General features: G+C 38.9%; 22 protein-coding genes. 11 read left to right on the top strand and 11 right to left on the bottom strand.

Features of this window, described 5'->3' with window-relative positions:
* Window positions 1-97: 97 nt before the first annotated feature.
* Window positions 98-1,189, bottom strand: a complete 1,092-nt coding sequence (locus tag MTP09_RS08310; RefSeq protein WP_243547848.1) for a TerC/Alx family metal homeostasis membrane protein — start codon at window positions 1,187-1,189, stop codon at window positions 98-100.
* A gap of 339 nt (window positions 1,190-1,528) precedes the next feature.
* On the opposite strand from MTP09_RS08310, the gene MTP09_RS08305 reads away from it, so the two are divergent.
* Both MTP09_RS08305 and MTP09_RS08300 read left to right on the top strand, forming a co-directional pair.
* Entirely contained in the window at window positions 1,529-2,635 is a 1,107-nt protein-coding gene (locus MTP09_RS08305) for a M14 family zinc carboxypeptidase (protein WP_243547840.1), read from the top strand.
* Between the two features lie 83 nt (window positions 2,636-2,718).
* Window positions 2,719-4,137, top strand: a complete 1,419-nt coding sequence (locus MTP09_RS08300) for an L-serine ammonia-lyase (RefSeq protein ID WP_243547837.1) — start codon at window positions 2,719-2,721, stop codon at window positions 4,135-4,137.
* 64 nt (window positions 4,138-4,201) lie between these two features.
* Here the strand turns inward: MTP09_RS08300 and tpiA are convergent, their stop codons facing one another.
* Both tpiA and MTP09_RS08290 read right to left on the bottom strand, forming a co-directional pair.
* Entirely contained in the window at window positions 4,202-4,960 is a 759-nt protein-coding gene (gene tpiA / locus MTP09_RS08295) for a triose-phosphate isomerase (RefSeq protein WP_243547835.1), read from the bottom strand.
* A gap of 30 nt (window positions 4,961-4,990) precedes the next feature.
* On the bottom strand, window positions 4,991-5,494 hold the full coding sequence (locus MTP09_RS08290; protein WP_243547833.1) for a DUF4920 domain-containing protein: 504 nt from the start codon (window positions 5,492-5,494) through the stop codon (window positions 4,991-4,993).
* Window positions 5,495-5,702: 208 nt separating this feature from the next.
* Between MTP09_RS08290 and MTP09_RS08285 the strand changes: the two genes are divergently transcribed.
* The gene (locus MTP09_RS08285; RefSeq protein WP_243547832.1) at window positions 5,703-7,121 is read left to right on the top strand and encodes an APC family permease; all 1,419 of its coding nucleotides are present in this window, start codon (window positions 5,703-5,705) and stop codon (window positions 7,119-7,121) included.
* 97 nt (window positions 7,122-7,218) lie between these two features.
* Window positions 7,219-7,455, top strand: a complete 237-nt coding sequence (locus MTP09_RS08280) for a putative signal transducing protein (RefSeq protein ID WP_243547830.1) — start codon at window positions 7,219-7,221, stop codon at window positions 7,453-7,455.
* A gap of 3 nt (window positions 7,456-7,458) precedes the next feature.
* On the opposite strand, the gene porQ is transcribed toward MTP09_RS08280, so the two are convergent.
* The gene (gene porQ / locus MTP09_RS08275) at window positions 7,459-8,460 is read right to left on the bottom strand and encodes a type IX secretion system protein PorQ (RefSeq protein ID WP_243547828.1); all 1,002 of its coding nucleotides are present in this window, start codon (window positions 8,458-8,460) and stop codon (window positions 7,459-7,461) included.
* Window positions 8,461-8,594: 134 nt separating this feature from the next.
* On the opposite strand from porQ, the gene pyrH reads away from it, so the two are divergent.
* Window positions 8,595-9,302: a UMP kinase gene (gene pyrH / locus MTP09_RS08270; RefSeq protein WP_243547827.1), complete on the top strand. Its 708-nt coding sequence runs from the start codon at window positions 8,595-8,597 to the stop codon at window positions 9,300-9,302.
* Window positions 9,303-9,331: 29 nt separating this feature from the next.
* On the top strand, window positions 9,332-9,886 hold the full coding sequence (frr, locus tag MTP09_RS08265) for a ribosome recycling factor (protein WP_243547825.1): 555 nt from the start codon (window positions 9,332-9,334) through the stop codon (window positions 9,884-9,886).
* Between the two features lie 175 nt (window positions 9,887-10,061).
* Here frr and MTP09_RS08260 read toward each other — a convergent pair whose 3' ends face one another.
* On the bottom strand, window positions 10,062-10,718 hold the full coding sequence (locus MTP09_RS08260; protein ID WP_243547823.1) for an NAD(P)H-binding protein: 657 nt from the start codon (window positions 10,716-10,718) through the stop codon (window positions 10,062-10,064).
* A 117-nt stretch (window positions 10,719-10,835) separates the two neighbouring features.
* On the opposite strand from MTP09_RS08260, the gene MTP09_RS08255 reads away from it, so the two are divergent.
* Window positions 10,836-11,180, top strand: a complete 345-nt coding sequence (locus MTP09_RS08255; RefSeq protein WP_243547822.1) for an MmcQ/YjbR family DNA-binding protein — start codon at window positions 10,836-10,838, stop codon at window positions 11,178-11,180.
* 108 nt (window positions 11,181-11,288) lie between these two features.
* On the opposite strand, the gene MTP09_RS08250 is transcribed toward MTP09_RS08255, so the two are convergent.
* Window positions 11,289-12,209, bottom strand: a complete 921-nt coding sequence (locus MTP09_RS08250; protein ID WP_243547820.1) for a bifunctional riboflavin kinase/FAD synthetase — start codon at window positions 12,207-12,209, stop codon at window positions 11,289-11,291.
* A 122-nt stretch (window positions 12,210-12,331) separates the two neighbouring features.
* Between MTP09_RS08250 and MTP09_RS08245 the strand changes: the two genes are divergently transcribed.
* Window positions 12,332-14,266: a S8 family peptidase gene (locus MTP09_RS08245; protein ID WP_243547818.1), complete on the top strand. Its 1,935-nt coding sequence runs from the start codon at window positions 12,332-12,334 to the stop codon at window positions 14,264-14,266.
* Window positions 14,267-14,284: 18 nt separating this feature from the next.
* Window positions 14,285-14,932 carry a T9SS type A sorting domain-containing protein gene (locus MTP09_RS08240; protein WP_243547816.1) on the top strand — a complete coding sequence of 216 codons (648 nt, stop codon included), beginning with the start codon at window positions 14,285-14,287 and terminating at the stop codon, window positions 14,930-14,932.
* Between the two features lie 91 nt (window positions 14,933-15,023).
* Here the strand turns inward: MTP09_RS08240 and MTP09_RS08235 are convergent, their stop codons facing one another.
* Entirely contained in the window at window positions 15,024-15,350 is a 327-nt protein-coding gene (locus tag MTP09_RS08235) for a hypothetical protein (RefSeq protein ID WP_243547814.1), read from the bottom strand.
* 162 nt (window positions 15,351-15,512) lie between these two features.
* Here MTP09_RS08235 and atpD point away from each other — a divergent pair, with 162 nt between their 5' ends.
* Both atpD and MTP09_RS08225 read left to right on the top strand, forming a co-directional pair.
* Window positions 15,513-17,021, top strand: coding sequence for a F0F1 ATP synthase subunit beta (gene atpD / locus MTP09_RS08230; protein WP_243547812.1), 1,509 nt, complete (start codon window positions 15,513-15,515; stop codon window positions 17,019-17,021).
* Window positions 17,022-17,106: 85 nt separating this feature from the next.
* Window positions 17,107-17,388 carry a FoF1 ATP synthase subunit delta/epsilon gene (locus MTP09_RS08225; RefSeq protein ID WP_243547810.1) on the top strand — a complete coding sequence of 94 codons (282 nt, stop codon included), beginning with the start codon at window positions 17,107-17,109 and terminating at the stop codon, window positions 17,386-17,388.
* Between the two features lie 53 nt (window positions 17,389-17,441).
* Here MTP09_RS08225 and rnk read toward each other — a convergent pair whose 3' ends face one another.
* The 4 genes from rnk to MTP09_RS08205 form a co-directional block, all read right to left on the bottom strand.
* Window positions 17,442-17,852, bottom strand: coding sequence for a nucleoside diphosphate kinase regulator (rnk, locus tag MTP09_RS08220; protein ID WP_243547808.1), 411 nt, complete (start codon window positions 17,850-17,852; stop codon window positions 17,442-17,444).
* Window positions 17,853-17,971: 119 nt separating this feature from the next.
* A complete protein-coding gene (locus MTP09_RS08215; RefSeq protein ID WP_243547806.1) occupies window positions 17,972-19,666 on the bottom strand; it encodes a T9SS type A sorting domain-containing protein in 1,695 nt (564 codons plus the stop codon).
* A gap of 32 nt (window positions 19,667-19,698) precedes the next feature.
* Window positions 19,699-20,973 carry an aminotransferase class I/II-fold pyridoxal phosphate-dependent enzyme gene (locus tag MTP09_RS08210; protein ID WP_243547804.1) on the bottom strand — a complete coding sequence of 425 codons (1,275 nt, stop codon included), beginning with the start codon at window positions 20,971-20,973 and terminating at the stop codon, window positions 19,699-19,701.
* A gap of 108 nt (window positions 20,974-21,081) precedes the next feature.
* Window positions 21,082-22,119 carry a PLP-dependent cysteine synthase family protein gene (locus MTP09_RS08205; protein WP_243547802.1) on the bottom strand — a complete coding sequence of 346 codons (1,038 nt, stop codon included), beginning with the start codon at window positions 22,117-22,119 and terminating at the stop codon, window positions 21,082-21,084.
* Window positions 22,120-22,255: the final 136 nt, after the last annotated feature.

Raw genomic sequence — 22,255 nt, 5'->3', positions numbered from 1 at the left:
CAAATGTAAACAAATATCGAGACAAAGATTTTACAAAAGTAAAAACCAATACATAAGGTATTGGTTTGTAATAAATTGAGGAATTTACAAAATTAAATTAATGTCGTATATTATCATCATTTTCAGGATCGAATCTCAATTTGCGGTCTTTTTTCTTTTCAGGGAATGCGAGAGAAAGCCCAATACTCAATCCTAAGATTCCGACGATAATAAAGAGAGAATCGGTGGTAGAGAATCCCCAATCATCCAAATAATGATGAAACAGCATCTTCAGTCCAATAAAAGTGAGGAGCGCCGCCAAACCAACTTTAAGGAACCTGAACTTGTCGAGAATTCCTGCCAGTAGAAAGAACATCGACCTCAAACCGATAATGGCAAAAATGTTGGAAAAGAACACCACATACGGATCTTTAGTCACCGAAAAAATTGCAGGGATACTGTCAACCGCGAAGATCAAATCGGTTCCTTCAATGATTAATAAAACGAGGAACAGGGGAGTCATCTTCTTCACACCATCGATGGTTACGAAGAACTTATTGCCTACAAAATGGTTGTGAACCTTAAAATATCGGTTGGCAAACTTCACTACAGGGTGATTCTGGGTATCGATCTTTTCCTCACTGTTGCGGTCAAAAAACATCTTAACTCCGGTGAAAACCAAGAAAGCTCCGAAAACGTACATTATCCAATCGAACTTCTGGATCAATGCGGCACCGACAAAAATGAAGATGAATCGCATCACGATCGCTCCAAGAATTCCCCAGAAAAGTACACGGTGATAATTCTTAGGAGCAACTCCAAACGCGGTGAATACCAATACGATAACGAAAATATTGTCAACCGAGAGCGCGTATTCCACGACGTAACCGGTGAGATATTCCAAGCCGAGGTTCTGGTTATAGAGCTGAATACTGCTTTCCAAATCATTGGGAATAATCTTTACGGGATGGTGGTGTTTTTGGATCACCTGCTGCAGTTTATCGATACTGTCGATTCCGTGGAGGTAGTGCCCAAACTTAATCAGCACAAAATAGAAACATACGGACAGTGCTACAACAAAGAAACTCATCAATCCCGCCTGCTTCATAGAGACGGTTTCGGATTTCTTTCCGAACAAACCCAAATCTAGGGCGAGAATAAAAACAATAAAGAGAATAAAACTCAGTAAGAAAATGCTTTCGTTTGACATAATAAAAATAAGCGCAAAGATAGGGATTTTAATAAATTTTTAATAATTTACAAGTGTAAAAAAACATAACTTTTGAACTGTTTGCGCGTTTAGAAAAGTTTCGCTCAAATGGAGTTTTCCACAATGTTACATGCTTAAAGCACTGTTATAAAAATAATTTAACTGGATATTATAAAATATTGATTTGTAGTATCTCATATTTTATATTTGTTGATAATTCAATCCACAATTTTATCCACAGTCAAACTGGCATTTCGGCGTGTTTAAATAATTTACAAAAGTTAATTATCGCCATATCATTAAAAAAAGTTAAATTTGAAAAATGTAAAATTGTAGTCAATGCATACCATTTTTGATTATCGAAAAAATCCTGATTTCCCAAACCGCTATATTTCTCCAGAAAAATTATTTTCTTACCTACAGACGAATTACAGCGATTACATTTCAGAGGTTGGGAAATCCTATCTTGGGAAACCGATCTTCAAAATGACCGTTGGAAATGGTCCGACAAAAGTTCTCGCTTGGTCGCAAATGCACGGAAACGAAGCGAACGCAACACACGCGATGCTCGATTTGCTTGAATACTTCAAATCACAACCTGAATTAGAAAAAGAGATTTACGGTAAGATCACCCTCGATTTTATCTTCATGCTGAATCCCGATGGTTCAGAAAAATGGACACGAAGGAACGCTTTAGATATCGATATGAACAGAGATTACCTGAAAATGTCGAGCAAGGAATTCCCTATTCTGAAGAAAATCGCAGAAAACGGAAATTACGATTACGCACTAAACCTCCACGAGCAGCGAACCATTTTTACAACTGATGGAGAAAATCCTGCAACACTTTCGTTCTTGGCACCTTCTGAAAATTTCGAAAGAGAAATTACGGAGAACAGAAAAAAAGCAATGGCGGTGATTGTAAGAATTAATGACACCCTCAAAGAAATGATTCCCAACCAGATTGCGCGATATTCAGACGAGTTTTATCCGACCTCGACCGGAGATAACTTTATGAAAATGGGAATCCCCTCGATCTTGTATGAAGGAGGACATTTTCCCGATGACTATAAAAGAGAAAACACCAGAAAGTTCTATACCATCGCTCTTTATGAGGGTTTAAAGGCGATCGGTGAATTGAAAGGAAGTACCGAAAACTGGGAAGAATACCAGAAAATTCCTGAAAATAAGGAAACACATTACGACATGATCTACAGGAACGTAAAACTGAACACCGATTTCGAGTGTGTTTTAGATATCGCCGTTCAGTATAAAGAGGAATATTTTGAGGGAGATGATGAAATCTCGTTTACGCCAATCGTCGTGGAAGTGGGCGATGTCGGCAAGAAAAAGGGCTGGAAAGAAATCGACTGCCGCGGAAAGAAATTCATCTCCGAAAGGAAATTTCCGAAATTAGATGCTGAAGTTGATTTCACGATCGAATAATCACTCAATGTCAAAATCTCCAAAATAAAATTACCTTTGTATTGATAATCCCGTCTGAACCTTCGGACGGAAATTTTATTGCAATGGAATCGATCAGTGTATTTGATATTATAAAAGTGGGAATCGGACCTTCGAGTTCACATACCATGGGACCGTGGAACGCCGCAGAAAATTTTCTGAAACAAATCAGGACAGATTTTAATATTCAGGAAGTTAAAGAGGTGTATGTTGAGTTTTTCGGTTCACTCGCAAAAACTGGAATCGGTCACGGAACTGATATTGCCGGAATGCTCGGTCTTTCCGGAGAAAATTTCAAAACGATAGACACTACAAAAATTGATGAGAAAATCAATGCAATTAAAAGTTCCAACCAAATTAATCTCGGTGGGGAAAAAGTAATTGCTTTTGTTTATGGGAAGAATTTAATTCTAAATAAGTCCAAAACGCTTGATTATCATCCGAACGGGATGATTTTCCGGGCAGTTTTCGAAAATGGAGAAGAACTGGTTCAGGATTATTATTCGATTGGAGGTGGTTTTATTGCAACTCAGAATGAAAATTCAATGGAAAAGCACTGTGTCCGAACACTTTATCCTTGTCACAACGGTGAAGCTCTCATCAGAAATGTAGAAAAACTCGGATTCGACAAAATATCAGACCTTATCTTTCTAAATGAGGAGTCATGGAGAACCAGGGAAGAAACGGAAAACGAAGCACTCTATATCTGGCAGCAAATCAAGGAATGTATCTATAAGGGAATCAGCAAAGAAGGCATACTTCCCGGTGGTCTGAATGTAAGTCGACGCGCAGCAGGATTAAACAGAAAACTTCTGGGCGGGAAAACCTATTCCAATATGGAGGAGTGGTTCCAGTTGGTTGTGGATGCTGAAGAAACATTTACCAATATCAACAAATGGGTTTCCTGTTTCGCATTGGCGGTGAACGAGGAAAATGCAAGTTTTGGCAGAATCATCACTGCTCCAACAAACGGAGCGAGTGGAGTTATTCCTGCGGTACTAATGTATTCACAGGCATTTACAGAATTCCAGACCGATGAAGATATTATCCGCTTTCTTTTGGTTGCTGGAGAAATCGGCACGCTGTTCAAAAAAAATGCGACCATTTCTGCTGCGATGGGCGGTTGTCAAGCAGAAATCGGAGTTTCGTCCGCAATGGCAGCTGCAGGTTTGACCGAAATTATGGGAGGAAATCCGGGACAGGTTTTGATGGCGGCAGAAATCGCTATGGAGCACCATCTGGGAATGACTTGTGACCCAATTGCGGGTTTGGTACAGATTCCCTGTATCGAGCGAAATTCGATGGGCGCAATGAAGGCAATCACCGCGGCAAATATTGCCATTGAAAGTGATCCGACCAAAGCGAGGGTAACTTTAGACGAAGTGATTGAAAGCATGTGGGAAACCGCACAAAGTATGAATGACCGTTTTAAGGAAACTTCGGAAGGCGGTTTGGCAATTGCGGTAAACGTCGCTGAATGTTAGGAAATACAGAATCAAAAATGCGCCTCAGAAATTTGGGGCGCATTTTTTTGTTTTCGTAGGAGCATTAATTAAAAGCTTCTATTATTTTTGAGAAATCGTCAATTTTCAAGGCTGCACCACCAATCAGTCCACCGTCGATATCGGGTTGTGAGAAAATTTCTTTAGCATTGTCGGGTTTTACCGAACCGCCGTAAAGAATTGAAATTTCATCTGCAACCTCTTTTCCGTATTTGCCCGCGATTAAGTTTCTGATGTGTGCGTGGATTTCCTGTGCCTGTTCAGGAGTCGCAGTTTCACCCGTTCCGATTGCCCAAACTGGTTCGTAAGCGATCACCACTTTTTTGATTTCCTCGGCAGAAAGTGTAAAAAGAGCAACTTCCGTTTGGTTTTTCACCACTTCCAGATGTTGTCCGGATTTTCTTTGATCCAAAGTTTCGCCGTTACAGTAAATCGGTGTCAAACCTTTGTCAAGAGCAAGCTTGATTTTCCTGTTGCAGTGCGAATCTGTTTCACCGTGGTACTGTCTTCTTTCAGAATGGCCAATGATAGAACCGGTTGCATCAATCGATTCCAGCATATCTGCAGAGATTTCTCCGGTATATGCGCCGCTTTCGTGTTCGCTCAAGTCCTGCGCGAAAACGCCTACTTCATCTTGCTCGTAAAGGTCTTTTGCCATCAGAAGGTACAGTGAAGGAGGGGCGATCCAAACTTCGCAGTTGGTCGCATTGTTTTTTTTGTATTCCAATAACTGAAACATCAGCTGTTGTGCCTCAATTACGTTCTTGTTCATTTTCCAGTTCCCGGCTACAATGTTTTTTCTCATGGAGCTTTCTATTTGATTTAATATTTGTTTTTATTTCACCACCTTGATTCCGTTTGCTACGAAACGGATTTCTTCTTTCGGTTGCGTAATGGCGTCAATTTCCTGTTGGGATTTTTTGGCGTCTTCCGCATAATGTTTCTGCTCGTCAACGGAGATTACCTTGGTTTCCGCATACCCTTCCATCACGATGTTTTTTCCTTTCAATGCGGTAGGAACGAAGAATCCATAATCTTTCATTTTAACGAAGAATTTTTCGTTATTGTCGGTTTCTACGGTGAACCAGCATCCTTTTTTGTCACAAACTTCGGTTACTTTTCCTTTGATGGCAACGTTTTCAACTTTTTTTGCTTTTCTGAGTTTCTTTTCAAGTTTTGCCGTTGTGATGGCTTTCTTTTCAGATTTCTCGGAAAGTTTGGCGCCATAGGAATCCCCTATAAGTGCTTTTCCTTCAGGTGGTGCCACTTTCTTGGCTGTTTCCTGTGAGAATGTGGCGATAGAAACCACAATTGCAAATAACAGTGCTAACTTTTTCATTATTATAATTTTTACAAAAATAGCGAATTTAACTGAATAGTTTGAGTGAACAATGTGCGAAAATTCATTAATAATGATAATCTTTTTATTCGTGTTTTGTAAAAATCTCTATATTTATCCGTTTTTATTTAAATAAAAAATAATGAACTGAGGAAACGGAACTCCATTGATGAAATCTGTTGCTTTAGAATAATAAACTGAGAACTTTATGCAGAAAAAACTCAAACTTTGGGATGCCACGATGCTCGTGATGGGATCGATGATCGGGAGCGGAATTTTTATCGTAAGTTCCGATATGATGCGGAATCTCGGCTCCGGTTATTGGTTGATTGCCGTGTGGATTATTACAGGAATAATGACGGTGGCTGCTGCAATTTCGTATGGCGAACTTTCGTCGATGTTTCCAAAAGCCGGTGGACAATATACCTACATTACAGAAATTTTCGGGAAAATGTCGGGATTTCTGTACGGATGGGGTTTGTTTACGGTGATTCAAACCGGCACGATTGCTGCTGTAGCAATGGCTTTTGGGAAATTTACCGCCTATCTGATTCCTGCGCTTAATAATTCACAACCTATTTTTCAGAGTGGGACATTCAGGATTACGTGGGTACAGATTTTGGCGATTGTCGTGATCATTTTGCTCACTTTTATCAATACCAAAGGTCTTAAAAACGGAAAAATCCTTCAGGATGTTTTCACCTCTTCGAAAATTTTGGCATTACTCGGAATTATCGTTTTCGGTTTTTTATTGATTAAAGATTCGCATTGGGCATCAAATATGAGTTTTGGTTGGGAAGGATTCCAGAATTTTGGGAGAGAAATAGGCAACGACCTGGTTTCGACCGAATGGAAGTCGATTGGAGGTGTCACACTTTTAGGTGGAATTGCCGCAGCTTTGGTAGGATCGATCTTCAGTTCTGTTGCCTGGGAAAATGTAACATTCATGTCGGGTGAAATTGAAAATCCCCAGAGAAATGTGGTGAAGTCGATGGTTTTCGGAACCACGATTGTGATGATTCTTTATCTTTTGGTGAATTTTGTTTACCTGAATGCGCTTGACCGAGACGGGATTGCATTTGCCGACAAGAACCGTCCTGCAGTTGCCGCATCGGAAGTTATTTTTGGAAGTTTCGGGACGATCATTATGGCGATTTTGGTGATGATTTCCACATTCGGGTGCATCAATGGATTGGTTTTGGCGGGAGCAAGAGTTTACCAGTCGATGGCGAAAGATGGACTTTTCTTTAAATCAGCCATCGAAAACAACGAACACAATGTTCCTGAAAAATCTCTGTGGATGCAGGGAATTTGGGCGTCACTTCTCGCATTGAGCGGTCAGTACGGCGATTTGTTGGATATGATTTCGTTCGTCATCGTATTGTTCTATATGATTACTGTTTTCGGTGTGATTTATTTAAGAATCAAGAAACCTGAACTGGCAAGACCATACAAAACTTGGTTGTATCCGATTACGCCGATTTTATATTTGTTGATTGGCACCGCGTTCTGCGTACTTCTGATCTGGTTCAAACCACAATATACTTGGCCTGGATTTATCCTTATTTTACTTGGGCTTCCTGTTTATTGGTTCATTAACAAAAAGAACAAAATCTCGGGAGAGTAGTTCCTTCAAAAAAAATGCTCTTTAAAATAATAAAAAGCGGTTCAATACGAATCGCTTTTTTCTGTTTCAAAAGTTTTATCTTTATCAAAAAGTTAGAATGTCAGATTTAGTCCCCTTGCTTCAATCATCTTATCTTTATGAAGTGGAGCTCGCAAAATCGAAACTTGCATCAAGAGATATCCCGAGTTATGTGCGGAATGAATTTGTGAATAATGTGGCGGTTTTCCCAATCTCGCAGAACTATGTTTTGGTCGTGAACGAAAGAGATTATGAAGATGCATTACAAATCCTTCAGGAAATTGAAGAACTGGACGAGGACGATAATTTTAATTGAAAATTATCTTCGGTTTCCTGCGACTTCGATCAAATCCAAGGTAAGTCCGAACATATTGAGGTTGGAGGAATTGTGGTATCGAACGTGCGCATAGTCGAACTTGAAAGAGGAAATCTTGATTCCAAAACCCGCCGAAAGTCCCGCAAAACTCCTCTGATCCAGGACAGCGAGTTCGTTCCCGCGCTTCACGTTATAACCAAACCGAACGTTGAACGCCTGTCCCGGAAAAATTTCGATCCCGCCGGAAAGATGATCCATTAGTTTTCGTGTCCACCGGATTTCCTGGCCGTTGTTATTGTAGTTTTGTGAAATGTCATATTTCTGCAAATCGTGTGCGGTAATGGTAAAAGCTAATGGAAAATCGTCCAGAATTCTGGTATAGCCCAAATCTACCCGGAATGCTACTTTTTCCCGCGTTCCGTCAAAAGTCTTGAACTGATACCCAAAATTTCTTAAAACAAGCGCTACCGTTTCATTAGTTTTCTCGTTATGGTAGGTAACTCCTGCGGTACCCACAACTGCCATCGAAGTATAGTTGTCGATTTTCGAGGTCACGAAATTTGCTCCGCCTGCAATCGTCCAGTCATCTTCAAATTGGTAGGCGTAACTTAATCCTAAAGAAGCATCCATAGCTCCGAAATTTCCGCTGATATTGGCTGCTTCGTCGGTTCTCGGCATTTTCCCATAGTCCATATACCGTGCATTGAATCCGACCAAATGACCGTGTTCCAGATCTTTTACATAACTCAGTGTTCCATAATTGGTTCCGGCGAGATACGATGCGTAATTGATGGAAATCATCTTATCCTGTTCCAAATTCATCAATCCGGGATTTACACCTGCGAAAGAAACGTCGTAATCCCTTACCGAAACTGCATCACTTCCCAAAGCTGCCTGTCTTGCAGAAAAAGGCGTGTTCAGAAACGGGAAGACATTGGTGCCTTCCTGAGCTTGCAAGAAAATAGAACTGAAAATTAGAAAGTAAAAAACCGAATATTTTTTCAATTGGGAAATTATGTTTGCAAAAATAGATTTTTTAAGTATTTTCGGAAAATAATTTGGCGGAAATACAAATCTATTAACGGAATTATTTGCGTTTCCTTATATTTGCAATACAAAAAAATCGTAATAAATTAGAAATGAAATACAAAAGAATTCTCCTGAAATTAAGCGGTGAAGCATTGATGGGAAACAGGCAGTACGGAATCGACAACGAACGGCTGAAAGAATACGCTCTCGAAATCAAAAAAGTGGTTGACAAAGGTTGTGAAGTGGCGATTGTAATCGGAGGTGGAAACATTTTCCGTGGTTTAGCCGGCGCTGCGAAAGGGATGGACAGAGTTCAGGGGGATTATATGGGAATGCTTGCAACTGTCATCAACGGAATGGCTTTGCAGGGAGCGATGGAAGATGCGGGGATTTACACACGGCTTCAGTCAGCAATCGAGATGGACAAAGTTGCAGAACCTTTCATTAAAAGGAAAGCGGTTCGTCACCTGGAAAAAGGTAGAGTAGTCATCTTCGGGGCAGGAACAGGAAACCCATATTTCACAACCGATACAGCGGCAACTTTGAGAGCAATTGAAATCGGAGCCGACGTTATTTTGAAAGGAACCAGAGTGGACGGAATTTACGATATGGATCCCGAAAAAAATGAAAACGCCGTGAAATTCAATTCCCTTACTTTCGAGGAGGTTTTCGAGAAGGGACTTAAAGTGATGGATATGACTGCTTTCACACTGAGCCACGAGAACAAACTTCCGATCATCGTTTTCGATATGAATAAAGAGGGGAACCTTTTGAAAATTGTTGAAGGAAAAGAAATTGGAACTTTGGTTAATTTGTAAAAGTTTAAGGAATCTAAAACAAAACTCTTATGGAAGAAATAAATTTAGCAATTGAAATGGTAAAGCAGGAAATGGAGGCGGCAATGCGGCACCTTGACCACGCTTTCCAGAAAATCCGTGCAGGTAGAGCATCTACAACAATGGTTCAGGATGTGATGGTGGAATATTACGGAGCTCCAACGCCAATTAACCAGGTTGCAAATGTGATGGTTCCCGATGCGATGACGATCTCCATCCAACCGTGGGATAAAACTGCAATCGGCGCAATCGAAAAGGCAATTATCAACTCCAACTTAGGATTTGCACCTTCTAACAACGGTGAAAGTATTATTTTGAATGTGCCGCCATTAACTGAAGAAAGAAGACGCGAGCTTGCAAAATCTGCCAAAGCTGAAGCGGAGTCCACTAAGATTACCGTGAGAAATGCAAGACAGGACGGTATGAAGGAACTGAAAAAAATCGAAGGAGTTTCTGAAGACCTGATCAAAGATGCCGAAGGAAGAATTCAGGAAATTACCGATAAATACGTGAAACTTTGTGACGACCACCTGAAAGTAAAAGAGGCGGAAATAATGAAAGTCTGATTTGGAAGTACGAATTACGAATTTTGAGGTACGAAAAAGGAGAAAAGAAAAAAGAAAAAGAAAAAAGAAAAAAGAAAAAAGACTTTGATGTGAGAATAAAAACCCAATTATCGCAGCAAAGTCAAAACTTTTCAGCAGAAATAGAAAAAGCCCCGAATTTTGGGGCTTTCGTTTTTTAATCGTGGTTCTTTTCCGCAAAACTGAAAATACTTCCCAGTTTGATTTTGGAGTAACCGTAGGATTTTATTTTTGAGGAGTTGATCATTGCCTGTGCCAAAACATCGGTGGGTAAAGGTTTTTGGCTTTTCAGTGCGCCGAGTTTGTTGGCGAATTTGATGATTTTTCCGCCCAAAACTTCTGCAGGTCTTTCTGAATCCTTTCGATCCAACATTCCTGGCTGGAAAATGGTGATCTTATTGAAGTGCAAATTTTTCACTTCCTGTTCCAGTTCGCCCTTCATCTTCGAATAGAAAATTTTTGAATTCGGATTTGCGCCGTAGGACGAAACCAGAATATAGTCGTCCACCTCGTTTTCTTTCGCGGTTTTCGCAAAATTGTACTGATAGTCGAAATCCACTTTTCGCTGTGCTTCCTTGCTTCCGGCGGTTTTCAGCGTTGTTCCGAGACAGGAGAAAGCCACGTCGCCTTTTACCAAATCCTTCCATTCCTCGGGTTTTTCAAAATCCACGATATGGGTATTGAGTTTGGGATTGTCGATATTCAGAGGTTTTCTTACAAAGACATCAACCTTGCTGAAATCTTTGTCGTCGAGGAGCTTATTCACCAAATCTTTTCCTGTAGCGCCAGTTGCGCCGATGACGAGTGCCTTCATTTTTTTTCTTATTAGTGATAGGTGATGAGTGATAATTGATGTATTAAAATTACTAAATTTGTTCGAACTGGAAATTCCTAATTCTTCATTTTTCATTATTAATTATTCATTACCAAAATGGACATCACTGAAATCCTCGATTACTGCAACGCCAAAAAGGGAGTGGAAGAAACGTTCCCGTTTGATCAGGAAACGCTTGTTTTTAAGGTGGGCGGAAAAATGTTTATGCTGATTCCCTTAGAAAAACAGCCGCTTACGATTTCGGTGAAAACCGATCCTGAGTGGAGTGAGGAACTTCGCGAGCAACACCCGCAAATTACGGGAGCGTACCACATGAACAAGACGCATTGGAATTCAGTAGTTTGTGAAGGATTGAAACGTGACCTAATTCTAAAGTTGATCGATTCTTCTTACGATTTGATCTTCTCGTCGCTGACCAAAAAAAAAGGGAAGAAGTGCTGAGTTCGTGATTTTTTTGTTTGCTAAAAATACAAGAATTTTTCAGGTTGAAAGGATTTTTCGTGCATTGACTCCGTCTAATCTTCGATTTCGTGGCAAGAAATTAAGCATTTAAAACTTAAAATTTTCTGTGATTCGCTTGTCCTCATCCAGTCGCTCGATGAGTTTTTCCATACTTTCGAACTTGATCTCGTCGTGCAGGAATTCCCGGAAGTTCACCGAGATTTCTTCGCCATAGATATCTTCACTAAAGTTTAGGATATAGACTTCCGTCGAAACGCTGTTTTCACCGATGGTCGGATTTGTTCCAATGCTCAACATTCCTTTGAATTGAGCATTTTTCACAAAGACATCCACAATATAGGCACCTTTTTTAGGTAAAAGTTTCAAGGGGTTTACTTCGATATTTGCGGTAGGGTAACCGATTGTCCTTCCGATTTTTTTGCCGTGAATCACCGTTCCCGAAACGGAGTAAACGTAACCCAACATTTCTGCGGCTTCCTTCACATTTCCATCCAAAAGTGCATTTCTGATTTGCGTTGAACTGATGTGTCTGTCATGAAAATCCACTGCTTCAACCTGTTCCACCTCGAAACCAAATTCGGGTGCCATTTTTTTCAACAGCTGGAAATCGCCGCTTTTGTTTTTCCCGAAAGTGTGGTCGTAACCGATGATCAGATGTTTGACGTTGAGTTTTTCAACTAAAATCTCCTTCACAAATTCTTCTCCTGTCAAGTTTCGGAACGGTTCGTCGAATTCCTTTAAAAATAAATTTTGAACACCATTTTTTTCTAAAAGATAAGTTTTTTCGTCGATGGTATTCAACAGGTGAAGCTCCTCGTCGGGATTGAAAACCTTTCTCGGATGCGGCCAGAAAGTAAACACCGCCGATTCCAGATTTTTCTTTTCTGCAATGACGTTCAGTTTCTTGATAATGCTTTGATGGCCTTTATGAACGCCGTCGAACATCCCGATGGAAAGAGAAAGCGGAGTAGTTGAAGTATAGGTGCTTAAGCTTTTAATGATGTTCAAACCAAGAAATTTTGATTTGCAAAAATATCTTTTTTTAAGTATAGACCAAAAAATACAAATAAGATTTGGATGTTAAAAATTTTATCATTATTTTTAAAAAATATTAAAAAAAAATTAAAATCATGAAAAAAAATTACTTCTTCTTATTGTTATTTATAACATTTGGTTGTTTGAATGCGCAAAACGATTATTACTATTATTACAAAGGACAAAAGAAATATCTCACTCCTAATAAAAGTTCATTTTACATTTTTACTAACAGTAATTTTGAAACTTCTTCTACCGCGAGTATTGGAGTTGAAGATTATTCTATGATGGGTGATAATAGTTCTGAAAACACCAAAGTTGCTCTCATTAAATTAATAACGGAACCAAGTACTTTTGCACAGTATGAACAAAAACTTAACGAAATTAAACAAGTACCCAATATAGATCATGTTGGTTTATTTTTTGAAAATGGAACCTCGGAACCTGTAGGAATAACCAAGTATTTTTATGTTAAACTGAAAAATATTAATGATTACAACATTTTACAGCAAACAGCTTTACAACTGAACGCTGAAATCATTAAGCAAGTTCCTCAAATGCCAAATTGGTATATTATGGCAGTGTCTGTCGGGAATTCCAATACTTCATTGGAAACAGGTAACCAGTTTTATGAAACAGGATTATTTGAGGCAGTTGATCCGGCTTTTGTGTTTAACTTTTCTAACGGTATTGAGGTTGAGCAAGAGAATTTAAATAAAGCAATACCAGGAGGTGGTTGGCAAAATGATGCAACCTGTTCTTATGACCCTAACTTTAGTCTTTTATGGGGATTAAAGAACGATTCAAACTCCAATCTTGATATTAATGCTTGTCAAGCTTGGTCAATTTCGCAAGGGCAAAATATTTATGTTGCGGTTGTTGACCAAGGTATTTATATTCCACATTTAGATTTGAATGCAAATATTGGTAGTCCTGGTTATGATGCTCAATCGGGAACTAGTGGTAGTGTTTATATTCCTGGAAATATACATGGGACAAATGTTGCCGGAGTAATAGCGGCGGTTAGAAATAACTCTAAAGATATTGTTGGAGTGGCTCCTAAGTCTAAGATAATTCCGATTAGTCATGATTTAAAAAAAGATACTAACGAAGCATTAGTTTATACTACCATTTCAGCGCAACTGGCAAGTGGAATCACGTGGGCTTGGCAAAATGAACTAGCAGATATTATTAATAATTCATGGTATTCAAGTGCAGGATGGTTGGATAGCCAATTATTAGAAGAAGCAATTGTCAATGCGCTGGAATATGGTAGAGATGGCAAAGGTTGTGTTGTAGTATTTGCGTCAGGTAATTTTGGGCAGTATGGGCCTTCGGTAACCTATCCAGGAAATTTTGATGATCGGATTTTAACTGTAGGGGCTATGACAAAAGGAGGATTAAGATGGTTTAAATCTGGATATGGAACTAAATTAGATGTGATAGCTCCTGGGGATCAAATTTGGACAACGAATCCACCTTCCGGCATTATTGAAACTGGTGCTACATCTATGGCTGCCCCTCATATTTCCGGTATCGCTGCTTTGATTTTGTCAGTTAATCCTTGTTTATCAGGTCAGCAAGTCCGAGATATTATTGAACTGACTTCTCAAAAAGTCGGAGGATATTCCTACTCTGTAACTACAGGAAGACCAAACGGAACCTGGAATAATGAAATGGGTTATGGTTTAGCCGATGCACATGCAGCAGTTTTGATGGCTAAAAATATGTTATCAACTGAACCGTGTCCTGAAGGATTTCAAGAAACACAGCAATTAGGCAGTCTTGAAAACATAGCTCCAAATCCTTCAAGCAGTAATGTTATTATTAATTATACTCTTAATGAAGCTAATGCTGCTTATCTTATATTTGTAAATCAAGCCAATAATAGTTCTTCATTTACTCAAAATTTAGATGTCAACAAGACACAAATCGATATCCATATAAGTAATTATCCTGCTGGTTTCTATACGGTTGCATTAGTTGTTAATGGTAATATTGTAGATTCAAAAACATTAATCAAACAATAATCACAAAATCTTCTTATTATGAAAAATATTTTTTTAATTCTATTGTTCACTTTCATGAATGGAAAACTATCTGCAGAGCAATTTTTCTTTATTTCAGGATTAAATATAACGCAAGTAAATGAAAACCAAATAAAGGCAAATTTGATAATTGATGGTGGAGGATCTCAAGTTTATAACTCTTATATGGTAGAAATAGCAGGAACCACTATAACTTTAAAGGTATGTTATGATTACTATATTTTTGATGGTGGAACACAGCCCAACAATGATTTTTTGATAGATATCCCTTCTCCAACCGGAAACTACATATTAAAAGTAGAGATTTATAGCAGTGGCTCAAACGGTTGTAATTATCTGCCACCTTATTTACAAGATTCCGCGACGATTAATTTTACCACTCCTTTTACAGGGACGATTTCACTTGGTGCAAAAGATTTAGAAGCGAAAAAAGATTTGAAGTTATACCCGAATCCGGTAAAAGAAATGCTCAGTTTTTCAGATGAAGTTTCCAACATAAGAATTACCGATCTTTCAGGAAAAACAGTAAAAGCATTTCATGGAAACATCAAGTCAGTTTCTGTTTCAGAGCTTCCAAAAGGAGTTTACCTCGTTACAGCAGTCAAAAAATCGGGAGAAGTTGTTTCAAAGAAAATTTTGAAAGAATAATTTTTTTGAACGCCATAAAATATTCCAATAGAAAGCGAAAAGGAGTGGATGAAGAATAGTTGTGAAAGTCTTTGATGATTTTCAAAATAGTTTATTTTTTGAAGCCAATTTTTGTTCGTTCTCTCTGCTCTGTTTCTTCTTTTTCCTTATTCAAAAGGTAGTTAATTGCCTCATAAACATCTTTGAATCTTTGGTCATATTTGTCTTCGATTTCTTTCAGTTTTTTTGATATCTCCGTGTAATTCAATGCAAACTGCTTTAAGCTAATGAAAGCTCGCACTATTGAAATACTTGTTTGTCTTGCCTTTTTACTCTTCAAAACATTGGCAAGCATGGTAACTCCATGTTCAGTAAAGGCATAAGGTACTGCTGATTTTGGTCGACTTCCAACGAAGGTCATCACAATTTGTGATGACATTTCCGCTTGTTCTTTTTAGCTTGATCTAAACATGAGATTCGCAGTAATATTCTGTAAAACCAGTTGAGATTAGTCTTCTGCAAATATGACAAAAATCTTCTTTGTCCACAATTGCAGATTTGCCAAATATCACTATATTTGCACACACGAAAAAATTTAGCAATGGCAAACCAGATTAAAGGAAAAATTTCTCAAATTATCGGTCCGGTTATTGACGTGGTTTTCGCAGATGCAGAAGCACTTCCAAAGATTTACGACGCACTGGAAATCACAAGACACGACGGAACCAAACTCGTACTTGAAGTAGAACAGCACATCGGTGAAGACTCCGTAAGATGTATCGCAATGGATGCAACCGACGGACTTCAGAGAGGTCAGGAAGTGACCGGTTCCGGTGCACAGATCACAATGCCAACAGGAGATGGCGTTTACGGTCGACTCTTCAACGTAGTGGGTGACGCGATCGACGGGATTCAGCAAATCAACAAAGACGGAGGTTTGCCTATCCACAGAGAAGCTCCTAAATTTGACCAGCTTTCAACTTCCGCGGAAGTTCTTTTCACAGGGATTAAGGTAATCGACCTTGTTGAACCTTATGCAAAAGGTGGTAAGATCGGTTTGTTCGGTGGAGCAGGTGTAGGTAAAACCGTACTGATCCAGGAACTGATCAACAACATTGCAAAAGGTCACGGTGGACTTTCCGTGTTTGCAGGTGTTGGTGAAAGAACCAGAGAAGGTAACGACCTTTTGAGAGAAATGCTTGAATCAGGCATTATTAAATATGGTGAAGATTTCATGCACTCTATGGAAAACGGAGGTTGGGATCTTTCCAAAGTGAATCTTGAAGAAATGAAAGATTCTAAATGTACCTTCGTATTCGGACAGATGAACGAACCACCGGGAGCAAGAGCGAGAGTAGCACTTTCGGGATTGACGATTGCAGAATATTTCCGTGATGGTGACGGACAAGGACAGGGAAGAGACGTGTTGTTCTTCGTTGACAATATCTTCCGTTTTACACAGGCAGGTTCCGAGGTGTCCGCGCTTCTTGGACGTATGCCTTCAGCAGTAGGTTACCAACCGACTTTGGCATCTGAAATGGGTGCGATGCAGGAAAGAATTACTTCCACTAAAAACGGTTCCATTACTTCAGTACAGGCGATCTACGTTCCTGCGGATGACTTAACTGACCCGGCTCCTGCGACAACTTTTGCCCACTTGGACGCGACTACCGTACTCGACAGAAAGATTGCTTCATTAGGTATTTATCCGGCGGTAGATCCATTGGCTTCAACTTCAAGGATTTTGACTCCTGAAATTTTGGGAGACGACCACTATAACTGTGCACAGAGAGTAAAAGAAATCCTTCAGAAATACAAAGCTTTGCAGGACATCATCGCGATTCTTGGGATGGAGGAACTTTCAGAAGGAGACAAACTGGCGGTTTACCGTGCGAGAAAAGTGCAGAGATTCCTTTCTCAGCCGTTCCACGTTGCAGAGCAGTTTACAGGTATTCCGGGAGCACTTGTTGATATTAAAGATACCATCAAAGGATTCAACATGATTATCGACGGTGAGTTGGATCATCTTCCTGAAGCAGCTTTCAACCTGAAAGGAACCATCGAGGAAGCTATCGAACACGGTCAGAAAATGCTTGCTGAAAACGCATAATTTAGACTACAGATTTCAGATTTTAGACACGAGACATTCGAATCTGATATCTGACATCTGATATCTGACATCTAAAAAATAGAAAATGAACATAAAAATTTTAACTCCGGAATTTGTTGTTTTTGAAGGTGAAGTGAATTCAGTTCTGCTTCCGGGAAAAAACGGCGATTTCCATATCATGAAAGATCACGCGGCGATTGTGGCTTCTTTGGTTGGTGGAAAAGTAAAAGTGTATACCAATGAAATTGCTGAAAACTACGCCAAACATTTTACTAAAGAAAATGAAAAAGAAAGTGTTTTTTCTTTTCCGGTAAAAAGTGGAGTGATAGAGTTTAATCACAACAAAGGAATTATCCTCGCTGAATAATTTCCTGATAGATACAATAAAAATCCCGTTCTCAATTAGAACGGGATTTTTTATTACAAGTCCAGATCACCTGCTGCTTCAGGTTGATACAGAATTTCATCTATGATGATTTTGGTGGTTCCGGATGGTACAATCCAGTCGATTTCATCATTTACACCGTAACCGATTAAGGCGGCTGCGACAGGAGAAAAAATGGAAACTTTCCCGTTCTTAAAATCTGCCTGATTGGGATATACAATTTGAAACTGCATTTCCTTTTTATTATTTTCAAAATGAAATTTCACGATAGAATTCATTGTCACCACATCTGCGGGAATTTCTTCCGACTTTACAATTTTTGCGGAATGTAGCTCTGCCAACAACTTTTCGGCTTCATCTTTTTTAATGGAATTGCTCTGTTTGGCGTTGTTTATCGCTTGATGAATCCTTGTATAATCTTGTTTTGTAATTAATATTTGTTTCATGATGTTTGGTTTAATAATAAAAAAACCGTCTGAATTTTTCAAACGGTTTATATGAAAATAAGTTCTGAAAAATCTTAAAAAAGTTTGAAAATTCTGGTTGTAAATAAATTAATCATATTTTATTTTTTGATTGCTTTGAATGTTTTTATAGATCCGTCATTCATCTGGAAGTTAATAAAATAGAGTCCCTCTTTTAGCAACGATAGATCGATTTCCTTTTTTGGTCTTAATTCCTTGATTATTTTGCCAGAAGCGTCAACAACGAAAATTGACTGTACGTCTTTCATCTCCAATATTTTCACCACGTTGGTAAACGGATTGGGATAAATAATTATCTTTTCTTTGTTTACGTTAGAAATATTCATTTCTCCAATAAATTCGAATGCACCGAGATCAATAATATTATTGATTACTCTGGAATTTCCAGACAAATCTTTATCAATGGTAAGATTTCCACCTGCATTTTCATAGAGAGCGTTACTGCCTGCATTGATGAGTGGGCTTCCTGTCGCTAATGAGTAATCACCATTCTGCTGGTCCTTGAACACTAAAAGCGAAGAATTTGTACCATCAAAATTTCCGTTGTCTACCAAATTTCTTTCTTGAATGATACTGTTAAAAATGTTAATGGGTTCATAATTTGTGCCGCTTACCTCTGGGGAATCTGAAACGTTTTTCCAAACGATACTGTTGTGAAATTCTGCTACCCCGAAAACTCCACCACCGCCGGATGTTGCAATATTGCCTCCAAGGGTACAGTTAATGATTTTTGCAGTTGTACCTGTGGTTGGTTGAATCATTATTCCACCACCGAAGGAATTTGCGGAATTATCAGATATCGATGAGTTGAGGATATTTAGATTTCCCATAAATAGGTGAATTCCTCCACCATTTATGTTTGCAGCGTTGTTACTAATATTACTATTTTTTACATTTGCTGTTCCTGCGTACAAATATACACCACCACCACCGAAATTTCTTGCATGATTTCCCAAAACTTCAGTTTGAGCCATGTTCATATTTCCAGATTGTTGATAAATTGCTCCACCATTCAACATGACATTCAAGTTCTGGTTTATTTTGCAGTTTAGTATTGTTGTTGTACCGTTAGCGGTATAAATTCCTCCGCCATAGGTTTCTGCTACATTCCCTATCAAAACGTTATTAATTAATGAAAGTTCTCCATTTACATTATAGATTCCGCCCCCATAACTTCGATTGATACTTGTGCTACCGATTTGAATGGTGCTGATTCCTCCAATTGCAGATCCACCAACGATCCTAAATCCATCTACCGTTGTTTTACCTCTATTGATAATTAAATGATGAGCGTTTTCCATGAAATTCAAGATTTCTAAAGTCTTGCCGCTACCGATAGTAACATCATCATCATTAAAATCGCCACTTAAAGTTGTTGGATTCGCTATAATATCACGTTGATTTATAGATGTTTCACTACCTGAAAAACCTCCATATAGAGAAACGTTATCTTTCATTACAAAAGCGTTATCGCGGTTCTTAATATCAATAACGTTAAGATTATTCGCAGGTCTAATTGGTTTATAAGTTCCAGTTGCTATCCATATCTCCGTATTTGCCGAAGCCATGTTAATCATCTGTTGTATATCGGAGGATGCATTTTCCCAACTACTACCGTCTTGTGTTCCTGAACCAACTGATTTTACATACAAAACTGTAGTTGCACTATTTTCTTTAATAACTTTTGTATTTGAATTTTGGGCTGATTTTAAGTATCCAAAATTTACAACAAGCATAAGAGAGAAAACATGAAAAAGATATTTTTTATTCGTCATATTTGATTAAAATTATATATTCTAAAACAATTCTATATTTCTTTAAAATGCAGATTCTGTTCTTCCAAAAGTTTCTGTGCCTGTTCTTTGTAGTGACCTGAAACCAGTTTTTCGTGAATGGCTTCAAATGCTGCCAAAGTTTCATTGATTTCTGAATCAGTGTGTGATGCAGTAGGAATCAGCCGTAGTAAAATCATTCCTTTCGGGATTACCGGATAAACCACAACTGAGGTGAAGATTCCGTAATTCTCTCTTAAATCTTTGGAGAGCAAGGTGGCTTCAACTGGTGTTCCTTCCATCATCACAGGAGTTACGCAAGTGTTGGTATTTCCTAAGTTGAATCCTCTTTCTTTAAGTCCGTTCTGCAGTTTATGTACGTTTTCCCAAAGTTTTGCTTTAATCTCCGGTCTTGAACGGAGTAATTCCAAACGTTTTAAACCACCAATAACCATTGGCATTGTTAAAGATTTAGCAAAAATCTGTGAACGTAAATTATATTTTAAAATCCTGATAATGTCTTTGTCACCTGCGATAAATGCTCCGAATCCTGCCATTGATTTAGCGAAAGTAGAGAAGTAAACATCAATCTGGTCCTGACATCCCTGTTCTTCGCCTGCTCCAGCTCCGGTTTTTCCTAAAGTTCCGAAACCGTGTGCATCGTCAACGAGTAAACGGAAATTGAATTTGGATTTCAAGGCACAGATTTCTTTCAGTTTTCCCTGTAAACCTCTCATCCCGAAAACACCTTCTGTAACGACCAAAATTCCGCCGCCGTTTTCTTCGGCAACTTTTGAGGCACGTGCAAGGTTTTTTTCTAAACTCTCAATATCGTTATGTTTGAAGGTAAAGCTCTTTCCCATGTGCAGACGAACACCGTCCACAATACATGCGTGCGAATCGGAATCGTACACGATCACGTCGTGTCTTGAAACCAATGCGTCGATAGTGGAAACCATTCCCTGGTAACCGAAATTAAGGAGGTATGCTGATTCTTTTCCAACGAATTCGGCCAACTCTCTTTCTAATTGCTGGTGTTGCTCGGTTTCGCCCGACATTGCTCGTGCTCCCATCGGATAAAACATTCCGTATTCTGCGGCAGCTTTTGCGTCGGTTTCCAAAACTTCTGGGTGGTTGCACAATCCAAGATAGTCATTGGCACTCCAAAACACCACTTCCTTACCCTGGAATTTCATACGCGGACCGATTTTGCCCTCAAGCTTTGGGAACACAAAATATCCTTCTCCATAATCTGCAAACTGTCCCAAAGGTCCCGGATTTTGTCTCAACCGGTCAAAAATATCTGTCATTATTGTAGTAATTTTAATTAAAAACTAAGTAACAAAGTTAACGAAAATTCCTAAAAAAACCTTTTGTATCGGAACAAAAGGTTGTATCAAAGTTTTGTTGAATCTGTTCTATTTAATCAATTCGGTTTTGAAAACCTCGTCGTAATTGTGTACGCAGTTGTTGATGAATCCCTGTTCAGCCATCCACTTGTCGCTGTACACTTTGGTGATGTATCTTGAACCGTGGTCTGGAAAAATAGCAACCACTACATCATCCTTCTTAATCTCATGCGAATTTGCATACTGCAAAAGTCCTTGAATTACGGCACCAGTTGTGTAACCACCCATTATGGCTTCTTTCAAAGCGATTTCCCGGGTTCTGTATGCAGACATTTCATCATTAACTCTCACAAATTCGTCAACCTGATCGAAAAGCAGGGCAGAAGGAATTAAGTTTTTCCCCATTCCCTCGATTTGGTAAGGATGAACATCGTCTTTATTGACTTGCCCGGTTTCGTGGAAAGTTTTCAAAATAGAACCATCCGCATCAACACCGATTACTTTAATATCCGGATTTTTTTCTTTGAGGAATTTTGCGGAACCAGATAAAGTTCCACCAGTTCCGGTACAGGCGATAAGATGCGTGATTTTTCCGCCAGTTTGCTCCCAGATTTCGGGACCAGTTGTACGGTAATGCGCATCGATATTCAGTTCGTTGAAATATTGGTTGATATAGATTGAACCTGGCGTTTCAGCAGCGATTCTTTTCGCAACTTCGTAATATGATTTAGGATCGTTTGCCGGAACATTCGCCGGACAAATATAAACTGTTGCTCCTAATGCTTTTAAATAGGCAATCTTCTCAGGTTTAGTCTTGTCGCTTACTGCGAGAATACATTTGTAACCTTTGATGATGCAAACCATAGCAATGGAGAATCCGGTATTTCCAGAGGTTGTTTCTACTACGGTAGAACCCGGTTTCAATAAACCTTTTTCTTCCGCAGCTTCTATAATATGGATTGCGATTCTATCTTTGGTAGAATGTCCTGGGTTGTAAGACTCTAATTTTGCGTAAACCGTTCCAGGAATATTTTGTGTAACTGTATTCAGTTTTACCATCGGCGTATTGCCAATTAAGCCAAGAATGTTTTCGTGAACATTAGTCATTTTTATCATTTTTTCGCTATAAAACTATCTGCAAAAGTACTAAAATTATAAACAGCTCAAAAATTATCTGTTGGTTTGTGCATATAAAAAATTATAGATACTTTCCTCAAGTTCCCTGTTTTTTCCTTCAAAAATC

Source organism: Chryseobacterium suipulveris (genome assembly GCF_022811685.1).
In the GTDB taxonomy this organism is placed as follows: domain Bacteria; phylum Bacteroidota; class Bacteroidia; order Flavobacteriales; family Weeksellaceae; genus Kaistella; species Kaistella suipulveris.
Note: the sequence above shows the minus strand (reverse complement) of the source record. Positions and strands in the feature narration are given on the sequence as shown.